We start from the raw sequence: 14,814 nt of genomic DNA, 5'->3' as shown, positions 1-14,814 counted from the left end.
TCTGCAACGTTGGGGTGCTTAGAGTGCGATGCAGGCCGCTGACTTCGGCGGCCGCCGTCCGAACCCGGAAGGGACGACCGCCGTGATGGATTCCGCTGAAACCGCTGTGGCACCGGGGGAGGATCCCCGCGAATACGCGCGGCTGTTGGAGCGGGTTTATGACGCGACGATGGCCGGTGCCAGGCCGCCGGCGCGCCCGCGGACCGTTGTCGGCGAGTCGTGGGAGCGGGTGCGGGCGGTGGGCCTGGGACCCGATGCGGATCCGAGCGATCGCGTCGAGGAGTCCGAACTCGATCGCCGGCGTCGCGAATCGGGGCTCGAAGCGGTGATCGACGATATCGGCGCCGGTCTGGCGCCACTGATCGACGGCGGCGACAACATCCTCGTCGTCGCCGACCGGGACGGCCGGGTGTTGTGGCGGCACGGATCGGCCCGCGTGCTGGGTCAGGCCGACCGGCTCGGCTTCGTTGCGGGCGCCGGCTGGGCAGAGCATCAGGTCGGCACCAACGCGATCGGCACGGCCCTGGCGGCCCGGGCGCCGGTGCAGATCTTTTCGGCCGAGCATTTCGTGCGCAGCCACCACGCCTGGACCTGTGCGGGTGCCCCGATCCGGGACGCGCGGACCGGCGCGATACTCGGCGTGGTCGACGTATCGGGGCCGGCCGCAGGGGTGCATCCCACGACCGTCGCGCTGGTCGCGGCCGTTGCGCGGCTCGCGGAATCCCAACTGCGCGAGGCGCATCTGCTCGGTCTCGACCGATTGCGCAGGCTGGCGTCGCCGATGCTGGCCCGGCTCGGCCGACCGGGCGTCGCGGTCGACGTCGACGGCTGGGTGGTCGCCGCGTCCGACATGGCGCCGCGCAGCCGAATCACGTTGCCGGCGCAGGTGAATGAGTCGACGACCTGGCTGCCGGAGTTGGGACGCTGCCTCCTCGATCCGCTGCCGGGCGGATGGCTGTTGCAGCCGGTCGGTGCGCGTGCCGAGGAGTCGCCGACGACGGTGACCCTCGATGTGCGCTCGGGCAGGTCAGCCGAGGTCGTGGTCGCTGGGGACGGGGGCACCTGGCGGCACGCGCTGTCGCCGCGTCACGCGCAGATCCTCGAGATGCTGGCCGCGGCCCCGGCCGGCAGATCGGCCGCACAACTTGCGCAGGCGTTGTTCGGTGATCCGACGCGCGTCGTCACGGTGCGCGCCGAGATCTCCCGGCTCCGGCGCGTCCTGGCCGGCCTGATCGAAGCCCGGCCCTACCGGTTCGCCGACGGCGTCGTGGTGCGCCTGCTCGGTTGAACAACGAGCAGATGTCGTTCCTGCCTGTCGGCAATCCCGACTAGGCTGCTGTCCGTGCCAGAAGTGGATGCGCAGGTCCAGCAGGAGTGGAACGAGCTCGCCGACGAGGTTCGCGATCACCAGTTCCGCTACTACGTCAAAGACGCTCCGATCATCACCGATGGCGAGTTCGATGCGTTGCTGCGGCGGCTGGAGGGGCTCGAGGAGCAGTATCCCGAACTCGCGGTGGCAGACTCGCCGACCAAGCTCGTCGGCGGCGGGTTCTCGACCGACTTCGTGGCCGTCGATCACCTGCAGCGGATGATGTCCCTGGACAACGTCTTCAGCGCTGACGACATGCGTTCCTGGATCACCAAGACGTCCGAGGATGCCGGAAGCGTGCCGGAGTTCCTGTGCGAGCTGAAGATCGACGGCGTCGCGCTCAATCTCGTGTATCGGGACGGCGAGCTGGTGCGCGGGGCGACCCGCGGTGACGGCCGCACCGGCGAGGACGTCACGCTCAACGCCAAGACGATCGACGACATCCCGCACCGGCTCACGGCCACCGACGATTTTCCGATTCCGACCGTCCTCGAAGTCCGCGGCGAGGTGTTCTTCCGCATCGTCGACTTCGAGGCGCTCAACGCGTCGCTGGTGGAGGCGGGCAAGGCACCGTTCGCGAATCCGCGCAATTCGGCGGCCGGTTCGCTGCGGCAGAAGAATCCGGCCATCACCGCCCAGCGCCGGCTGGGCATGATCTGTCACGGCATCGGCCATATCGAGGGCTGGGCGCCCGACACCCTGCACCATGCGTATGTCGCGCTGGCGGAATGGGGTCTGCCGGTGTCGTCGCATACCGCGGCGCTGCGCGGGGCCGACGCCGTACTCGACCGGATCACCTACTGGGGCGAACACCGGCACGACGTCGAGCATGAGATCGACGGAATCGTGGTGAAGATCAACGACTTCGGCATTCAGCGGCGCCTCGGGTCGACCAGTCGCGCCCCGCGGTGGGCGATCGCCTACAAGTATCCGCCGGAGGAGGTCACCACCACGCTGCTCGACATCCGGGTCGGGGTGGGACGCACCGGTCGCGTGACGCCGTATGCGTACATGAAGCCGGTGACCGTGGCCGGGTCGACGGTGTCGTCGGCGACGCTGCACAACGCATCCGAGGTGAAGCGCAAGGGCGTCCTGATCGGTGACACCGTGACGCTGCGCAAGGCCGGCGATGTGATCCCCGAGATCCTGGGTCCGGTCGTCGATACCCGGGACGGCAGCGAACGCGAGTTCGTGATGCCGACGCATTGCCCCGAATGCGGTACGGAGCTGCGTTTCGAGAAGGAGGGCGACGCCGACATCCGTTGCCCCAACGCATATTCCTGCATCGCGCAGCGCCGGGAGCGGATCTTTTATCTGGCCGGTCGCGGTGCCTTCGATATCGAGGCGCTCGGCTACGAGGGTGCGTCGGCGCTGCTGGGCTCCCCGAGTGGAGCCGTCGACGCGGCCGGTTCATCCGAGCAGTCGGCGACTGACGGCTCCCGGTCGCCTGGTACCGGTGTCATCTTCAACGAGGGCGACTTGTTCGCGCTGACCGCCGACGATCTGCAGCGCACTGATCTGTACCGCACCAAGGACGGTGCGCTCTCGGCCAACGGTCAGCGGCTGCTGGCGAATCTGCAGTCCGCCAAGGACACTCCGCTCTGGAGGGTGCTGGTGGCGCTGTCGATCCGGCATGTCGGCCCGGCCGCGGCGCGGGCGCTGGCCACCGAATTCGGCGATCTCGCCGCCATCCGCGAGGCGACCGTCGAGAGGCTCGCCGAAGTCGACGGCGTCGGAAATGCGTTGGCGCAGAGCATCGTCGACTGGTTTGCCGTCGACTGGCATCAGGAGATCGTCGACAAGTGGACGGCGGCCGGGGTGCGCACCGCCGACGAGCGCGATGAATCGATCGAGCGGACTCTCGAGGGCAAGACGATCGTGGTCACCGGCTCGCTGCAGGACTTCTCCCGCGACGGGGCGAAGGAGGCGATCCTCGTCCGCGGCGGCAAGGCATCCGGTTCGGTCTCGAAGAAGACCGACTACGTGGTCGTCGGCGATGCCCCGGGGTCGAAGGCGGCCAAGGCCGAGCAGCTGGGCGTGCCGATCCTTGACGAGGACGGCTTCAAACTCCTTCTGGCCGGCGAACTTCCGGAGATCGAGCCGGAGGAGGACGCCGCGCCGGAGCCCGACGCCGAGTAGACGCCGGGCCGTGTGCGGTCGGGCGATGAGCTCGCCGCGGGATCCGGCTCAGGCGATCAGGGTCGAGACGATTCGGGTGAGATAGCCGAGGCGGGCGATCTCGGCCGGCAGGAACTCCGGTCCGCCCGGTCGGCCGAGCAGCAGCGCCTTCTCGGCCGTGCCGGATTCGCCGCCGCCGATCGGCGACGCGGCGAGCCGGGTGTCGATGTCACGCCATGTCTGCGGCACCCAGTCGGCCGATCCGTCCAGCTCGGTGGGTGCGGCGAGCGGCAGCCAGTCGGCCTGCTGCAGCGGCGTCTCCGGCGCGGCCGGGCTGGCGAAGAGCTGCAGCACCCCGCCACCGGAGCGGGCGACGATCATGCTCCACGACACCCGCAGCACGCGGGGAGTGTTGTCCACCAGCGCCTGCAGTCGCTGTGCGCCGGCGGACGCCACATGGTCGATGAGCTCGAGCTCGCGATGCGTCTCCAGCACGCCGGTATACGGCCGGATCGATTCGACGGTGACACCGTCGACCTTCTCGGACGCGGTGATCAGGGTGTCCGGCAGCGATGTCCGGGGCACCTCGACCACCACATCATCGATGGCGTAGCCGTCTCCGCGTTCGACGACGTCCAGCGACAAGATGTCGGCACCGACCGATCCCAGCGACATTGCCAGGAGGCCCAGGCTGCCCGGGCGGTCTTGCAGGTGGACGCGTAGTAGGTACGACACCGCCTACTGCTGTGGGGCGGGCGGGCCCTGGGGCTGGCCGCCCTGGGGGTGCGGGCCGCCCGGGTATCCCGGCGGCGGACCCTGGGGCGGAGTCATCTGGGGCGGCGGCCCGGCCTGCTGGTTGACCGCGGCGGGCGGGACGGGGCCCCCGCCGATCGGCTCGATGCCGACTGCGGTGCCGTAGGCGCACACCTCGACCGCGGACCCGCCGTACTCGGTGGTCTCGAAGCGGAACGCCACCACGGCGTTGGCCCCGCGCTGACCGGCCTCGGTGGCCAGCCGCTGCAACGCCTCCTGACGGCAGTCATGCAGCAGCTGGGTGATGCCCTTGAGCTCACCGCCGGCCATCGCCTTGAAGCCCGCGCCGATATTGGAGAACGCGTTGCGGGAACGGACGGTCAGGCCGAAGCATTCGCCGAATGTGGCGGCGATCCGGTAGCCAGGGACATCGTTGGTGGTCACGATCAGCATGGCGACAAGACTACCGACACCACCGCCCGGCGGCAGTGCTTCTACGCAGGGACGGCAGGGCTGCTATCGGCCGAACAGCCGACCACTAGGCTGAATGGCGATCCGCCGGGCTGCAGCAGAGCCCGATCGAGTTTGACAAGACCACTGGGCCGAAAGGGGCTGCGCCGTGTCAGGGATTTCGCGAGACGAGGTAGCGCATCTGGCGCATCTCGCGCGCCTGGAATTGACGACCGAGGAACTGGACCATTTCGCTCCCCAGCTGGACGCGATCCTCGGTCACGTCTCCTCGGTGGCGCAGGTCGCGGCGGATGATGTGCCGCCGACGGCGCACCCGGTCCCGGTGGCCAACGTCGTCCGCGAGGACGTCGCCGGTGCCTGCCTGACCGCCGACGAGGCGCTGTCCGGCGCCCCGGCCGTCGAGCAGCAGCGATTCAAGGTTCCGCAGATCCTGGGAGACGAGCAGTGACCGCACAGCAGCCGGCCCGTCCGGAGGGCATCACCGGACTCGACGCCAGCGACCTCGCCGCGAAGATCACGGCCAAGGAAGTGTCGGCGGTCGAGGCGACCCAGGCGCATCTGGATCGCATCGCGGAGGTCGACGGCGACCTCGGCGCCTTCCTGCACGTCGGCTCCGAGGCCGCGCTCGCGGCCGCAGCCGATGTGGACAAGGCCGTCGCCGCCGGCGAGACCCTGTCGCCGCTCGCCGGTGTGCCGATCGCGCTCAAAGACGTGTTCACCACCACCGACGCGCCGACCACCTGCGGGTCGAAGATCCTCGAGGGCTGGATGTCGCCGTATGACGCGACGCTCACCGGCAAGCTGCGCGGCGCCGGCATCCCGATCCTCGGCAAGACCAACATGGACGAGTTCGCGATGGGCAGCTCGACCGAGAACTCCGCATATCAGGTGACGCGAAACCCTTGGGATACCACCAAGATCCCGGGCGGCTCGGGTGGCGGTAGCGCGGCCGCGCTGGCGTCGTACCAGGCGCCGCTGGCGATCGGCACCGACACGGGTGGCTCGATTCGCCAGCCCGCGGCGGTCACCGCGACCGTCGGCGTGAAGCCGACCTATGGCACCGTCTCGCGCTACGGCCTCGTCGCCTGCGCGTCGTCGCTGGATCAGGGCGGCCCGTGCGGCCGCACCGTGCTCGACACCGCGCTGCTGCATCAGGTGATCGCCGGTCACGACCCGGCCGACTCGACCTCCATCGACGCCGCGATTCCCGATATCGTTGCGGCCGCGAAAACCGGTGCGCAGCAGGATCTCTCCGGCGTCAAGGTGGGCGTGGTCACGGAGCTGCAGGGCGAGGGCTATCAGCCGGGCGTCCTGGCGTCGTTCAACGCCGCTGTCGGGCAGCTCAAGGAACGCGGCGCCGAGATCGTCGAGGTCTCCTGCCCGCACTTCACCTACGCGCTGGGCGCCTACTACCTGATCCTGCCGTCGGAGGTGTCGAGCAACCTCGCGCGTTTCGACGCTATGCGCTACGGCCTGCGCGTCTCGGACGACGGCGAGCACAGCGCCGAGCAGGTGATGGCCGCGACGCGGGCCGCCGGTTTCGGCCCGGAGGTCAAGCGCCGCATCATCATCGGCACCTACGCGCTGTCGGCCGGCTACTACGACGCTTACTACGGCCAGGCGCTGAAGGTGCGCACGCTGATCGCGCGCGACTTCGCCAAGGCCTACGAGTCGGTGGACGTGCTGATCTCGCCGACCACGCCGACGACCGCCTTCACCATCGGTGAGAAGGCCGACGATCCGCTGGCGATGTACCTGTTCGACCTGTGCACCCTGCCGGTAAACCTGGCCGGCGTGTGCGCGATGTCGGTGCCGTCGGGCACGTCGGCGGACGATGGCATGCCGGTCGGCCTGCAGATCATGGCGCCGGCGCTGGCCGACGACCGGCTGTACCGGGTGGGTGCGGCCTACGAGGCGGCCCGCGGCCCGATCGGCTGAACCACTCCGCGGCCGGGTGCCCCAGCCGCGCAGCCGCGGACCCGCGTGCCCTGCTCGGTCCCGTACTGATGGCCGTGTCCGGCAGGAAAGGACAACGCGCCCAACAGGTCTGCGCTGGTGCTCAGGAAACTCACCAGCGGTAGCCAGCGCGGCCGCGGCAGATCGTGCGAGGCCGCAGCGGGGTCGGTCGGCGGCGACCAGATGATTGACGGCCGCCAGTGCGTCACCGGATCGCTGCCGTTGAGCAGGTAGAGCGTGTCCGGATCGTGGCGGCGCACCGTGCCTGCAGGCGGTCCGGCGAGCACGGTCTGGCAGATCACGGCCGCGTCGCCGTCCGTGGTGACGGCGCTGCGGGCGGCGTCGGCGCCGATCGCGCCCAGGCTCTGGCCGTAGATGTAGACCGCCGGACGATGGTGCGGTTCCGTCGATTTCACGGCGGCGACCACCGCGCGGGCGAGCGCCGTCGAGCTCTCCCGCGCGGGCCCGGTACCGCCCACGAAGGCGCGCCAGCTCGGTTCGTCGGCGTACTGCATGGCGAGTACCCCGACATCACCGTCGAACCGCTGCTCGAACCCGGCCAGCGCGTCGCCGTCGACCCAGCCCGATCCGGTGGGTACCGCGATCACCACGGCTCGGCGCTGCATGCCGCCGCGCGATTCCCACTGCCGCACCAGATTCCGGGCCCGATCCGGGTACGGCGCCGACGTGATCGGCTCATAGACGCGCAGCGACCCCGGACGCGCGGCCGCTGACCGGAAGTCCGCGGCGACGGTGCTGTGCGGTGCGGCCGCAGTCGTGGCGGCCGAGGCGACGCCCGGGACGGCGGCGGCCAGGACGCCGACCGCGGCGGCGATCGCACCGGTGACCATGCGGTGCCGCTCCCACAACCATCGCGCGGCTGCGGCGGCAGCGTGGGTGACGAGCATGCCGACCGTGAGGGTGATGACCGGTGCGATCGCGGTGGCCGCGATCCAGCCGGCATCGACCTGCGGTGCCGGCAGCGCGGCTCGGAGGGCGTTCTGCCAGTGCACGGCCTGCGTGACGCCCGCGATGCCGAGGCCCATCGCGATGCCCAGCGCCCATCGCCGGGACCCACCGTCGAGCCGGCGCCAGCGCCGCGGACCTGCCAGCGCGATCGCGCCGCCGGCCAGCGCTCCGATCGCGGTGAGCAGGATCAGTATTCCGGCCTCGACCGCGGCCGAGCGCGGTAACAGGCTGGGCGCCAGCGCGATCCATGATCCGGCCATCGCGCCGGCGGTGGTTGCGGGATGCGGGAGACGGATCATCGGACCCACCCCGTCGCGGCCAGAGCAATTCGCCCGACCGTTGTCGTCACCAGATCGACCGGCGTTTCGGCGACCGGGACCCCCGAGTCCTGGCGCCAGGTGTTGAACCGCAACCCGATCTCCGCGAGCTCGGCCGACTGCCGGCACAGCGGATCGTGACAGACCGCCCGCATACGCCGGACCAGCATCGCGTCCAGTCCTTTACGTGCCCAGCCGCCGAGCGGCTGGCCGGTCAGTCCGGCATACCTCAGCAGGTCGTATCCGAGATCGTGTGTCTTGCACAGTGGTTCGAACCGGCCGGGCAGCGGCACCGGGGACGAACAGCCGCCGTCCGGATTCGCCGGGGTGCCGTCGATGAGCACCGGTCGGTAGCCGATCCGATGCTCGAAATCACCGGGCAGCATCGCGATCGCCCGATCGGGATGGTCGGACAGCAGGGCGGTGATCGCGCGACCGGCCGGTGTTCGGAGGTCGCTCGTCGCCGGTGCCAAGGTCACCGCGGCGGCGCCGACCGGGGCGCTGACCGCCGCGATGATGAGGATCAGGAAGGTGCACAACACTATTCGGGCCGTCATGGCTGCTGCTCGTGGTCGCATGGGATCGACGCTAGGAATCGAGTGCGCCGGGCCGGATCGGGCGACCGAGCGAATACCGACTGGCCCTCGGTGGGGAGGATGTGGCGGCGGCTACCTCGCCGGTATTGGCGGAATATCCCCCGCGAGTATGAGGCCCGGGTGGAGCGGGACATCTACCGTGGATCGGGTGAAACAGACTCTTTCGCGGGTCCTGGTGCCGCGGCCGCTGCGGACGCTGGGACGCGACATCGTCGCGGAGATCCGACGGCTGCCGATCGCGGCCGACCCGGTGGTCAGCGGATTCTTCCGGCGCCGGACCAATATCGTGTTCTTCGCGATCGCGCTGCTGGTGATGTACCCGGTCACCTGGGCCACCATGGGGCAGACGCACGACGTGATGATGCCGCTGCGGCCGCTGATCGCGGCGATTGTGGCCTTCCCGATAGCGCTGGCCTGGGCGAATCCGGTGCTGGGCTGGGGGATCTCGGTGGTCGGGGCGATCGGTATGTGGCTCGCGTTCGACCCCGTCGGCGAGTATCAATTCGGAATCCAGGTGCCGCACATCATCGAACTGATGGTGTTGACCGCGCTGGCGGTGCTGCGGGCACCGCTGGCGATGGTGCCGGCGGTGTGGATCGGGTCCGCGTTGACGATGACGGCCGTGGCGCCGGATGGTGCCCGGGTCGGCTGGTTCGCCGGGATGTCGGTGCTGGTCGTGTTCGCGGTACTGCTGCGCGCGGTCGTCCGCTCCCGCAGCGATCTTGCCGCGGAAACCGAACGTACGGAGGCGGTTTCGTCGGAGAACGCGATCCTCGCCGAGCGCGCCCGGATCGCCCGCGACCTGCACGACGTCGTGGCGCACAAGATGTCGGTCGTGGTGGTGCAATCGCAGACCGCGCGCTACCGGATCGCCGGTGTCAGTGACGAGGCCGTGGCAGAATTCGAGGCGATCGCGGGGGTGGCCCGGGAGGCGCTCGACGAGGTGCGCGCGATGCTCGGCGTGCTGCGACCGACGTACGGCCCCGACGGTGCCGTCGCCGACGCCCCGGAGACCGCGCCCAGCCCGGGGCTCGACGACATCGGTGATGTGGTGGCCTCCACGCAGGGTGCCGGGGTCACGGTCGACTATCGGCACACGGTTGAGTTGTCGTCGGTGTCGGAAGCGACGGGACTGGTCGCGTACCGGATCGTGCAGGAGTCGCTCGCCAATGCGGCCCGACATGCCCCGGGGGCATCGGTATCGGTCACCCTCGACCGCATCGGCGACATGGTGCATCTGGCGGTCGCGAACACCGCAGCCGCCACGGACGTCGAAAGCCTGGAAGTCGTTGGCGGCCATGGCATCACGGGAATGACCGAACGCGCACACGCGGTGGGCGGCCAGTTGTCGGCGAGTGCGGTCGACGGCGGCGGCTTCCGGGTGACGGCGATCCTGCCGGCCCGGCCGCAGCAGTCGTAGGCTGGCCGGGTGCCGACGACAGTCTTCATCGCCGACGATCAGGCCATGGTGCGCCAGGGATTCGGGGCCCTGCTCGCCGCTCAGCCGGACCTCTCCGTGATCGGCGACGCGCCCGACGGTCGCGCCGCGGTCGACGGCGTGCGCCGACTGCGACCAGATGTCGTGCTCATGGACGTCCGGATGCCGGTGCTGGACGGCCTGGCCGCCACCGGCGAACTGCTCTCCGGCCCGGCGAAGGTGTCGTCGAAGGTGCTGATGCTAACCACCTTCGACATCGACGACTACGTGTACGAGGCGCTGCGGCTGGGCGCCTCGGGATTCCTGCTCAAAGACGCCCCGGCTGACGAGCTGGTGCGGGCGGTCCGCGTCGTCGCGGCCGGGGATGCGCTGTTGGCGCCGTCGATCACCGCCCGGATGATCGCCGAGATGACCAGCCGCCGACCGGCCCGAACCGAACCGTCGCCGTTGCTGCAGGCGTTGACCCCGCGCGAGCGCGAAGTGCTCGAGCATGTCGCGCACGGCCGGTCGAATGCCGAGATCGCCGGTGAGCTGTTCGTCTCCGAGCAGACGGTGAAGACCCACGTCAGCAGCGTGTTGGGCAAACTGCAGCTGCGCGATCGCGTCCAGGCGGTGGTGTTCGCCTTCGAGCACGGCGTGCGATGACGATGTCCGGCATGGACTGCGGTGTGCACCGCGGGGGCCCACAATGGGTTTCATGCGGATCGGAGTGCTCACCGGCGGGGGCGACTGCCCCGGGCTGAATGCCGTCATCAGGGCGGTCGTGCGCACCAGCGAGGTGCGATACGGCTCGGCGGTGGTCGGTTTCCTCGACGGCTGGCGCGGCCTGCTGGAAGACCGCCGGGTGCATCTGGCCGCCGACGACCGCAACGACCGCCTGCTGACCAAGGGCGGCACGATCCTCGGCACCGCGCGCACCCATCCGGATCAGCTTCGCGTCGGGCTCGACCAGATCCGGCAAACGTTGGACGACAACGGGATCGACGTGCTGATCCCGATCGGCGGCGAGGGCACGCTGACCGCGGCGACCTGGCTGTCGAACGAAGGGGTACCGGTCGTCGGGGTGCCCAAGACGATCGACAACGACATCGACTGCACCGACCTGACCTTCGGCTTCGACACGGCGCTGGAGGTGGCGACCGGCGCGATCGACCGGCTGCATTCCACGGCCGAGTCGCATCAGCGCGTGATGCTGGTGGAGGTGATGGGCCGGCACGCCGGTTGGATCGCGCTGAACTCCGGCATCGCGTCCGGGGCGCATATGGTGCTGATCCCGGAGCAGCCCTTCGATGTCGAAGAGGTCTGTCGCCAGGTGAAACGGCGCTTCCAGCGGGGCGAGAAGCATTTCATCTGCGTCGTCGCCGAGGGCGCCAAGCCGGCCGACGACAGCGCGATGTCGCTGCGGGAGGGCGGGGTCGACGAGTTCGGTCACGAGCGGTTCACCGGGGTCGCGCATCAGCTGGCGATCGAGATCGAGAACCGGATCAACAAGGAGGTGCGGGTCACCGTGCTCGGTCATGTGCAGCGTGGTGGTACGCCGACGCCGTTCGACCGGGTGCTGGCGACCCGGTTCGGCGTCAACGCCGCCGATGCCGCCCACAACGGCGACTACGGGATGATGGTCAGCCTGCGCGGCGAGGAGATCGGCCTGGTGCCGCTGGCCGAGGCGACCAAGCAGCTCAAGCTGGTGCCGGAGTCTCGTTACCGAGATGCGGCGGCGTTCTTCGGTTGAGCCATTACTCAAACCGTGGGCATAGCGGGCGGCGGTTGACACTACGTCCACCGCACCTCCGTATGCCCACGGTTTGAGCAGCGTGACCGACTGCAATCGGCTGGTGGTGCGGCACTAGACTCGTCGGCATGACTGCGACCGCCGAGCTCATGGACTACGACGACGTCATCGCCGCCTTCGACCCGGTCATGGGTATGGAGGTGCACGTCGAACTGGGCACCGTCACCAAGATGTTCTGCGGCTGCGCCACCGCGTTCGGCGCCGAGCCGAACACCCAGGTGTGCCCCGTGTGCCTCGGCTTCCCCGGGGCGCTGCCGGTCGCCAACGCCAAGGCGATCGAATCGGCGATCCGCATTGGCCTCGCGCTGAACTGCTCGATCCGGCCGTCCAGCCAGTTCGCGCGCAAGAACTACTTCTACCCGGACCAGCCGAAGAACTACCAGATCAGCCAGTACGACGAGCCGATCGCGTTCGACGGCTACCTGGACGTGGTGCTCGACGACGGCACCGAGTGGCGGGTCGAGATCGAGCGCGCGCACATGGAAGAGGACACCGGCAAGTCGCTGCACATGGGCGGCAGCGGCCGTATCCACGGGGCGAGCTACTCACTGCTGGACTACAACCGGGCCGGCGTGCCGCTGGTCGAGATCGTCACCAAGCCGATCGTCGGTGCGGGCGAGCGCGCCCCCGAGGTCGCCCGCGCGTACGTGACGGCACTGCGCGATCTGCTCAAGGCGCTGGACGTCTCGGATGTTCGGATGGATCAGGGCTCGCTGCGCTGCGACGCGAACGTGTCGCTGATGGCCAAGGACGCAGGCGAATTCGGCACCCGGACCGAGACCAAGAACGTCAACTCGCTCAAGAGCGTCGAGGTGGCCGTGCGGTACGAGATGTGCCGGCAGGGCGCCGTCCTGCAGTCGGGCGGCGAGATCATCCAGGAGACGCGGCACTTCCAGGAGGCGGATGGCAGTACCTCGGCCGGTCGCCGCAAGGAGACCGCCGAGGACTACCGCTACTTCCCGGAGCCGGATCTGGTTCCGGTGCAGCCCGATTCGGCATGGGTCGAGGAGCTGCGGGGCACGCTGCCCGAGCTGCCGTGGGTGCGCCGGGCGCGAATCCAGGCCGAGTGGGGCGTGTCCGACGAGGTGATGCGCGACCTGGTGAACGTCGGCGCCATCGATCTGATCATCGCGACCGTCGATGCGGGCGCGAAGCCGGAGGCCGCGCGCAGCTGGTGGGTCTCTTTCCTTGCCCAGCAAGCGAATTCGCGGGAGGTCGAGCTGTCCGGGCTGGCGATCACCCCACGCCAGGTGGCGACCGTGATCGGCCTGGTCGACGAGGGCAAGCTGACCAACAAGCTGGCGCAGCAGGTCGTCGTCGCCGTTCTCGACGGCGAGGGCGAGCCGGAGCAGATCGTCGCCGATCGCGGGCTCGAGGTAGTCCGCGACGATTCGGCCCTGCAGAAGGCGGTCGATGAGGCGCTGGCCGCGAATCCGGATATCGCCGAGAAGATCCGCAGCGGCAAGGTGCAGGCCGCAGGCAAGATCGTCGGTGATGTCATGAAAGCCACTCGCGGACAGGCTGATCCGGCCCGGGTCAAGGAGCTCGTCCTCGCGGCCTGCGAGTAACAGCGCGCGGGTTCAGCCCGCGTTGTCGAGGCCCAGCTCCAAGAGGGCGTTCTCGATGACCTCCTGCAACGCCGGATGCGGCCAGTATTGACCGCGTGCCAGATCGGCGACCGGAATGTCGAAGCTCATGGCAGTCGTAGGCGTCTGGATAAGAGTGGACGCCTGTTCGCCCACGATGTGCGCGCCGACCAGTGTGCCGGTATGTCGATCGGCGATGAGCTTGCACAGCCCTTCGCTATCGTCCATCGCCCATCCGTAGGCCACATCGCCATACGCCTTCACGGCCACCGCGATATCGAGTCCGGCCTCGCGTGCCTGGGCCTCGGTGAGCCCGACCGCGGCGACCTGCGGCCAGGTGAAGACGGCATCCGGGACCGCACGGTGATCGGTGACGGCGGTCGGCGAGTCCCAGTAGTCGAGGAGGTTACGTGCGGCGACCCGCGATTCATGATTGGCGACGTGTTTCAGCATGTACGGCGAGCTGACGTCCCCGAGCGCGTAGATGTTGTGGGCGGCGGTTCGCTGGTACCGGTCGACCGGTACCCGGCCCGAGTCATCGAGCGTGAGACCGACTTTCGCGAGGTCGAGACGGTCACCGTTGGGAATGCGGCCGGTGGCGACGAGCATGACGTCGGCGGTTATCCGGCTTCCGTCGGATAGCTCGATGTCGACGCCGTCGTCGGTATCCGATGCGCCGACAACCTCGGTCGAGAACCGAACATCCCAGCGGGCGGTGGCGATTTCGGTGAAGCGCGCACTCACCGTCTCGTCGTGCGATCGCAGAAAATGATCGCCGCGGGCGACCACGGTGACTCGTGATCCGAGATCGCCGAATACGTGCGCGAACTCGGCGGCGATGGCGCCCGACCCGACGATCACGATGTGTTCGGGGAGCCGCGGCAGCCGCATGATGGTGTCGTTCGTGTGGAAGGTTGCGCCACTGTGGGCGATTGCCGGCGGAACCGCCGGGCGGGAGCCGGCCGCCAGCACCACCCGCCGGGCGGCGAGGATCGTCCCGTCGGCCAGCCGCAGCCGGATGAGCCCGGTGTCGTCGTCGCGTGGCGCGACGAACTGCGCATGCTGCTGATAGACGTCGATGTTGTCGCAATCGTCCTGTCGGTAGTGCAGGCCGTTTGCCGCGATGGCGTCGACTCGCCCGAAGACGCGGTCGCGGATCTTCTCCCAATGGGTCTCGACGGCTCCGCAATCGACACCGAGGCGGCTGCTGTCGCGGGCATCGGCGGCGCGGTCGGCGGGGTAGACGAACATCTTGGTCGGTATGCAGCCGACATTCAGGCAGGTGCCGCCGAAGGTTCCCTGATCGACGATGGCGATGGACCAATCGTCGAATCGACTGTCGGGGATGGAATTTCCGCTGCCCGACCCGACGATGATCAGGTCGTATGCGTTGTTCGGCGCTGACTGGGATGCGTTCACCCGGCCGACGCTACTCGCGGAATTACCGGG

12 protein-coding genes and 1 pseudogene are annotated in these 14,814 nt (G+C 69.2%); 8 read left to right on the top strand and 5 right to left on the bottom strand.

Going from position 1 to position 14,814, the window contains the following annotated elements; translation table 11 throughout:
- The first annotated feature begins 28 nt into the window (after positions 1–28).
- Together G341_RS0109885 and ligA are read left to right on the top strand one after the other, a co-directional pair.
- A complete protein-coding gene (locus G341_RS0109885; RefSeq protein ID WP_018178973.1) occupies positions 29–1,288 on the top strand; it encodes a GAF domain-containing protein in 1,260 nt (419 codons plus the stop codon).
- A 63-nt stretch (positions 1,289–1,351) separates the two neighbouring features.
- Positions 1,352–3,508 carry an NAD-dependent DNA ligase LigA gene (gene ligA / locus G341_RS0109880; protein ID WP_018178972.1) on the top strand — a complete coding sequence of 719 codons (2,157 nt, stop codon included), beginning with the start codon at positions 1,352–1,354 and terminating at the stop codon, positions 3,506–3,508.
- Between the two features lie 48 nt (positions 3,509–3,556).
- On the opposite strand, the gene G341_RS0109875 is transcribed toward ligA, so the two are convergent.
- Both G341_RS0109875 and G341_RS21670 read right to left on the bottom strand, forming a co-directional pair.
- Entirely contained in the window at positions 3,557–4,162 is a 606-nt protein-coding gene (locus G341_RS0109875; protein WP_018178971.1) for an ACT domain-containing protein, read from the bottom strand.
- Between the two features lie 213 nt (positions 4,163–4,375).
- Positions 4,376–4,693, bottom strand: a pseudogene (locus tag G341_RS21670) (YbjQ family protein); the annotation flags it as partial.
- A gap of 166 nt (positions 4,694–4,859) precedes the next feature.
- On the opposite strand from G341_RS21670, the gene gatC reads away from it, so the two are divergent.
- On the top strand, positions 4,860–5,159 hold the full coding sequence (gene gatC, locus G341_RS0109865) for an Asp-tRNA(Asn)/Glu-tRNA(Gln) amidotransferase subunit GatC (RefSeq protein WP_018178969.1): 300 nt from the start codon (positions 4,860–4,862) through the stop codon (positions 5,157–5,159).
- On the top strand, positions 5,156–6,649 hold the full coding sequence (gene gatA / locus G341_RS0109860; RefSeq protein ID WP_018178968.1) for an Asp-tRNA(Asn)/Glu-tRNA(Gln) amidotransferase subunit GatA: 1,494 nt from the start codon (positions 5,156–5,158) through the stop codon (positions 6,647–6,649). Before gatC ends, gatA begins: the two co-directional genes overlap by 4 nt.
- Here the strand turns inward: gatA and G341_RS0109855 are convergent.
- Positions 6,619–7,935 (bottom strand): alpha/beta-hydrolase family protein, encoded by a 1,317-nt coding sequence (locus G341_RS0109855; RefSeq protein WP_026303482.1) that lies wholly within the window; start codon positions 7,933–7,935, stop codon positions 6,619–6,621. The two genes, gatA and G341_RS0109855, sit on opposite strands and share 31 nt — an antisense overlap.
- Positions 7,932–8,531: a hypothetical protein gene (locus G341_RS0109850; RefSeq protein WP_026303481.1), complete on the bottom strand. Its 600-nt coding sequence runs from the start codon at positions 8,529–8,531 to the stop codon at positions 7,932–7,934. Before G341_RS0109850 ends, G341_RS0109855 begins: the two co-directional genes overlap by 4 nt.
- 166 nt (positions 8,532–8,697) lie before the next feature.
- Between G341_RS0109850 and G341_RS0109845 the strand changes: the two genes are divergently transcribed.
- The 4 genes from G341_RS0109845 (at position 8,698) to gatB (ending at position 13,347) form a co-directional block, all read left to right on the top strand.
- Complete coding sequence (locus tag G341_RS0109845) at positions 8,698–9,969, top strand: sensor histidine kinase (protein ID WP_162140709.1); 1,272 nt, start codon at positions 8,698–8,700, stop codon at positions 9,967–9,969.
- 9 nt (positions 9,970–9,978) lie between these two features.
- Positions 9,979–10,632, top strand: a complete 654-nt coding sequence (locus G341_RS0109840) for a response regulator (RefSeq protein ID WP_018178964.1) — start codon at positions 9,979–9,981, stop codon at positions 10,630–10,632.
- Positions 10,633–10,684: 52 nt separating this feature from the next.
- The gene (locus G341_RS0109835) at positions 10,685–11,719 is read left to right on the top strand and encodes an ATP-dependent 6-phosphofructokinase (protein ID WP_026303479.1); all 1,035 of its coding nucleotides are present in this window, start codon (positions 10,685–10,687) and stop codon (positions 11,717–11,719) included.
- A 128-nt stretch (positions 11,720–11,847) separates the two neighbouring features.
- Positions 11,848–13,347: an Asp-tRNA(Asn)/Glu-tRNA(Gln) amidotransferase subunit GatB gene (gene gatB / locus G341_RS0109830; RefSeq protein WP_018178962.1), complete on the top strand. Its 1,500-nt coding sequence runs from the start codon at positions 11,848–11,850 to the stop codon at positions 13,345–13,347.
- A 12-nt stretch (positions 13,348–13,359) separates the two neighbouring features.
- On the opposite strand, the gene G341_RS0109825 is transcribed toward gatB, so the two are convergent.
- Positions 13,360–14,784 carry a mycothione reductase gene (locus tag G341_RS0109825; protein WP_018178961.1) on the bottom strand — a complete coding sequence of 475 codons (1,425 nt, stop codon included), beginning with the start codon at positions 14,782–14,784 and terminating at the stop codon, positions 13,360–13,362.
- Positions 14,785–14,814 lie beyond the last annotated feature (30 nt).

It is taken from the genome of Jongsikchunia kroppenstedtii DSM 45133 (assembly GCF_000380485.1).
GTDB classification, from domain to species: Bacteria; Actinomycetota; Actinomycetes; order Mycobacteriales; family Mycobacteriaceae; genus Jongsikchunia; species Jongsikchunia kroppenstedtii.
This window is presented reverse-complemented; position numbering and strand designations above follow the sequence as displayed.

Excerpts from the sequence above, each read along its gene's own strand:
- G341_RS0109885 (WP_018178973.1), top strand. The coding sequence starts at position 29 with ATGCAGGCCGCTGACTTCGGCGGCCGCCGTCCGAACCCGGAAGGGACG.
- G341_RS0109875 (WP_018178971.1), bottom strand. The coding sequence starts at position 4,162 with ATGTCGCTGGGATCGGTCGGTGCCGACATCTTGTCGCTGGACGTCGTC.
- G341_RS0109855 (WP_026303482.1), bottom strand. The coding sequence starts at position 7,935 with ATGATCCGTCTCCCGCATCCCGCAACCACCGCCGGCGCGATGGCCGGA.
- G341_RS0109850 (WP_026303481.1), bottom strand. The coding sequence starts at position 8,531 with ATGCGACCACGAGCAGCAGCCATGACGGCCCGAATAGTGTTGTGCACC.
- G341_RS0109835 (WP_026303479.1), top strand. The coding sequence starts at position 10,685 with ATGCGGATCGGAGTGCTCACCGGCGGGGGCGACTGCCCCGGGCTGAAT.
- gatB (WP_018178962.1), top strand. The coding sequence starts at position 11,848 with ATGACTGCGACCGCCGAGCTCATGGACTACGACGACGTCATCGCCGCC.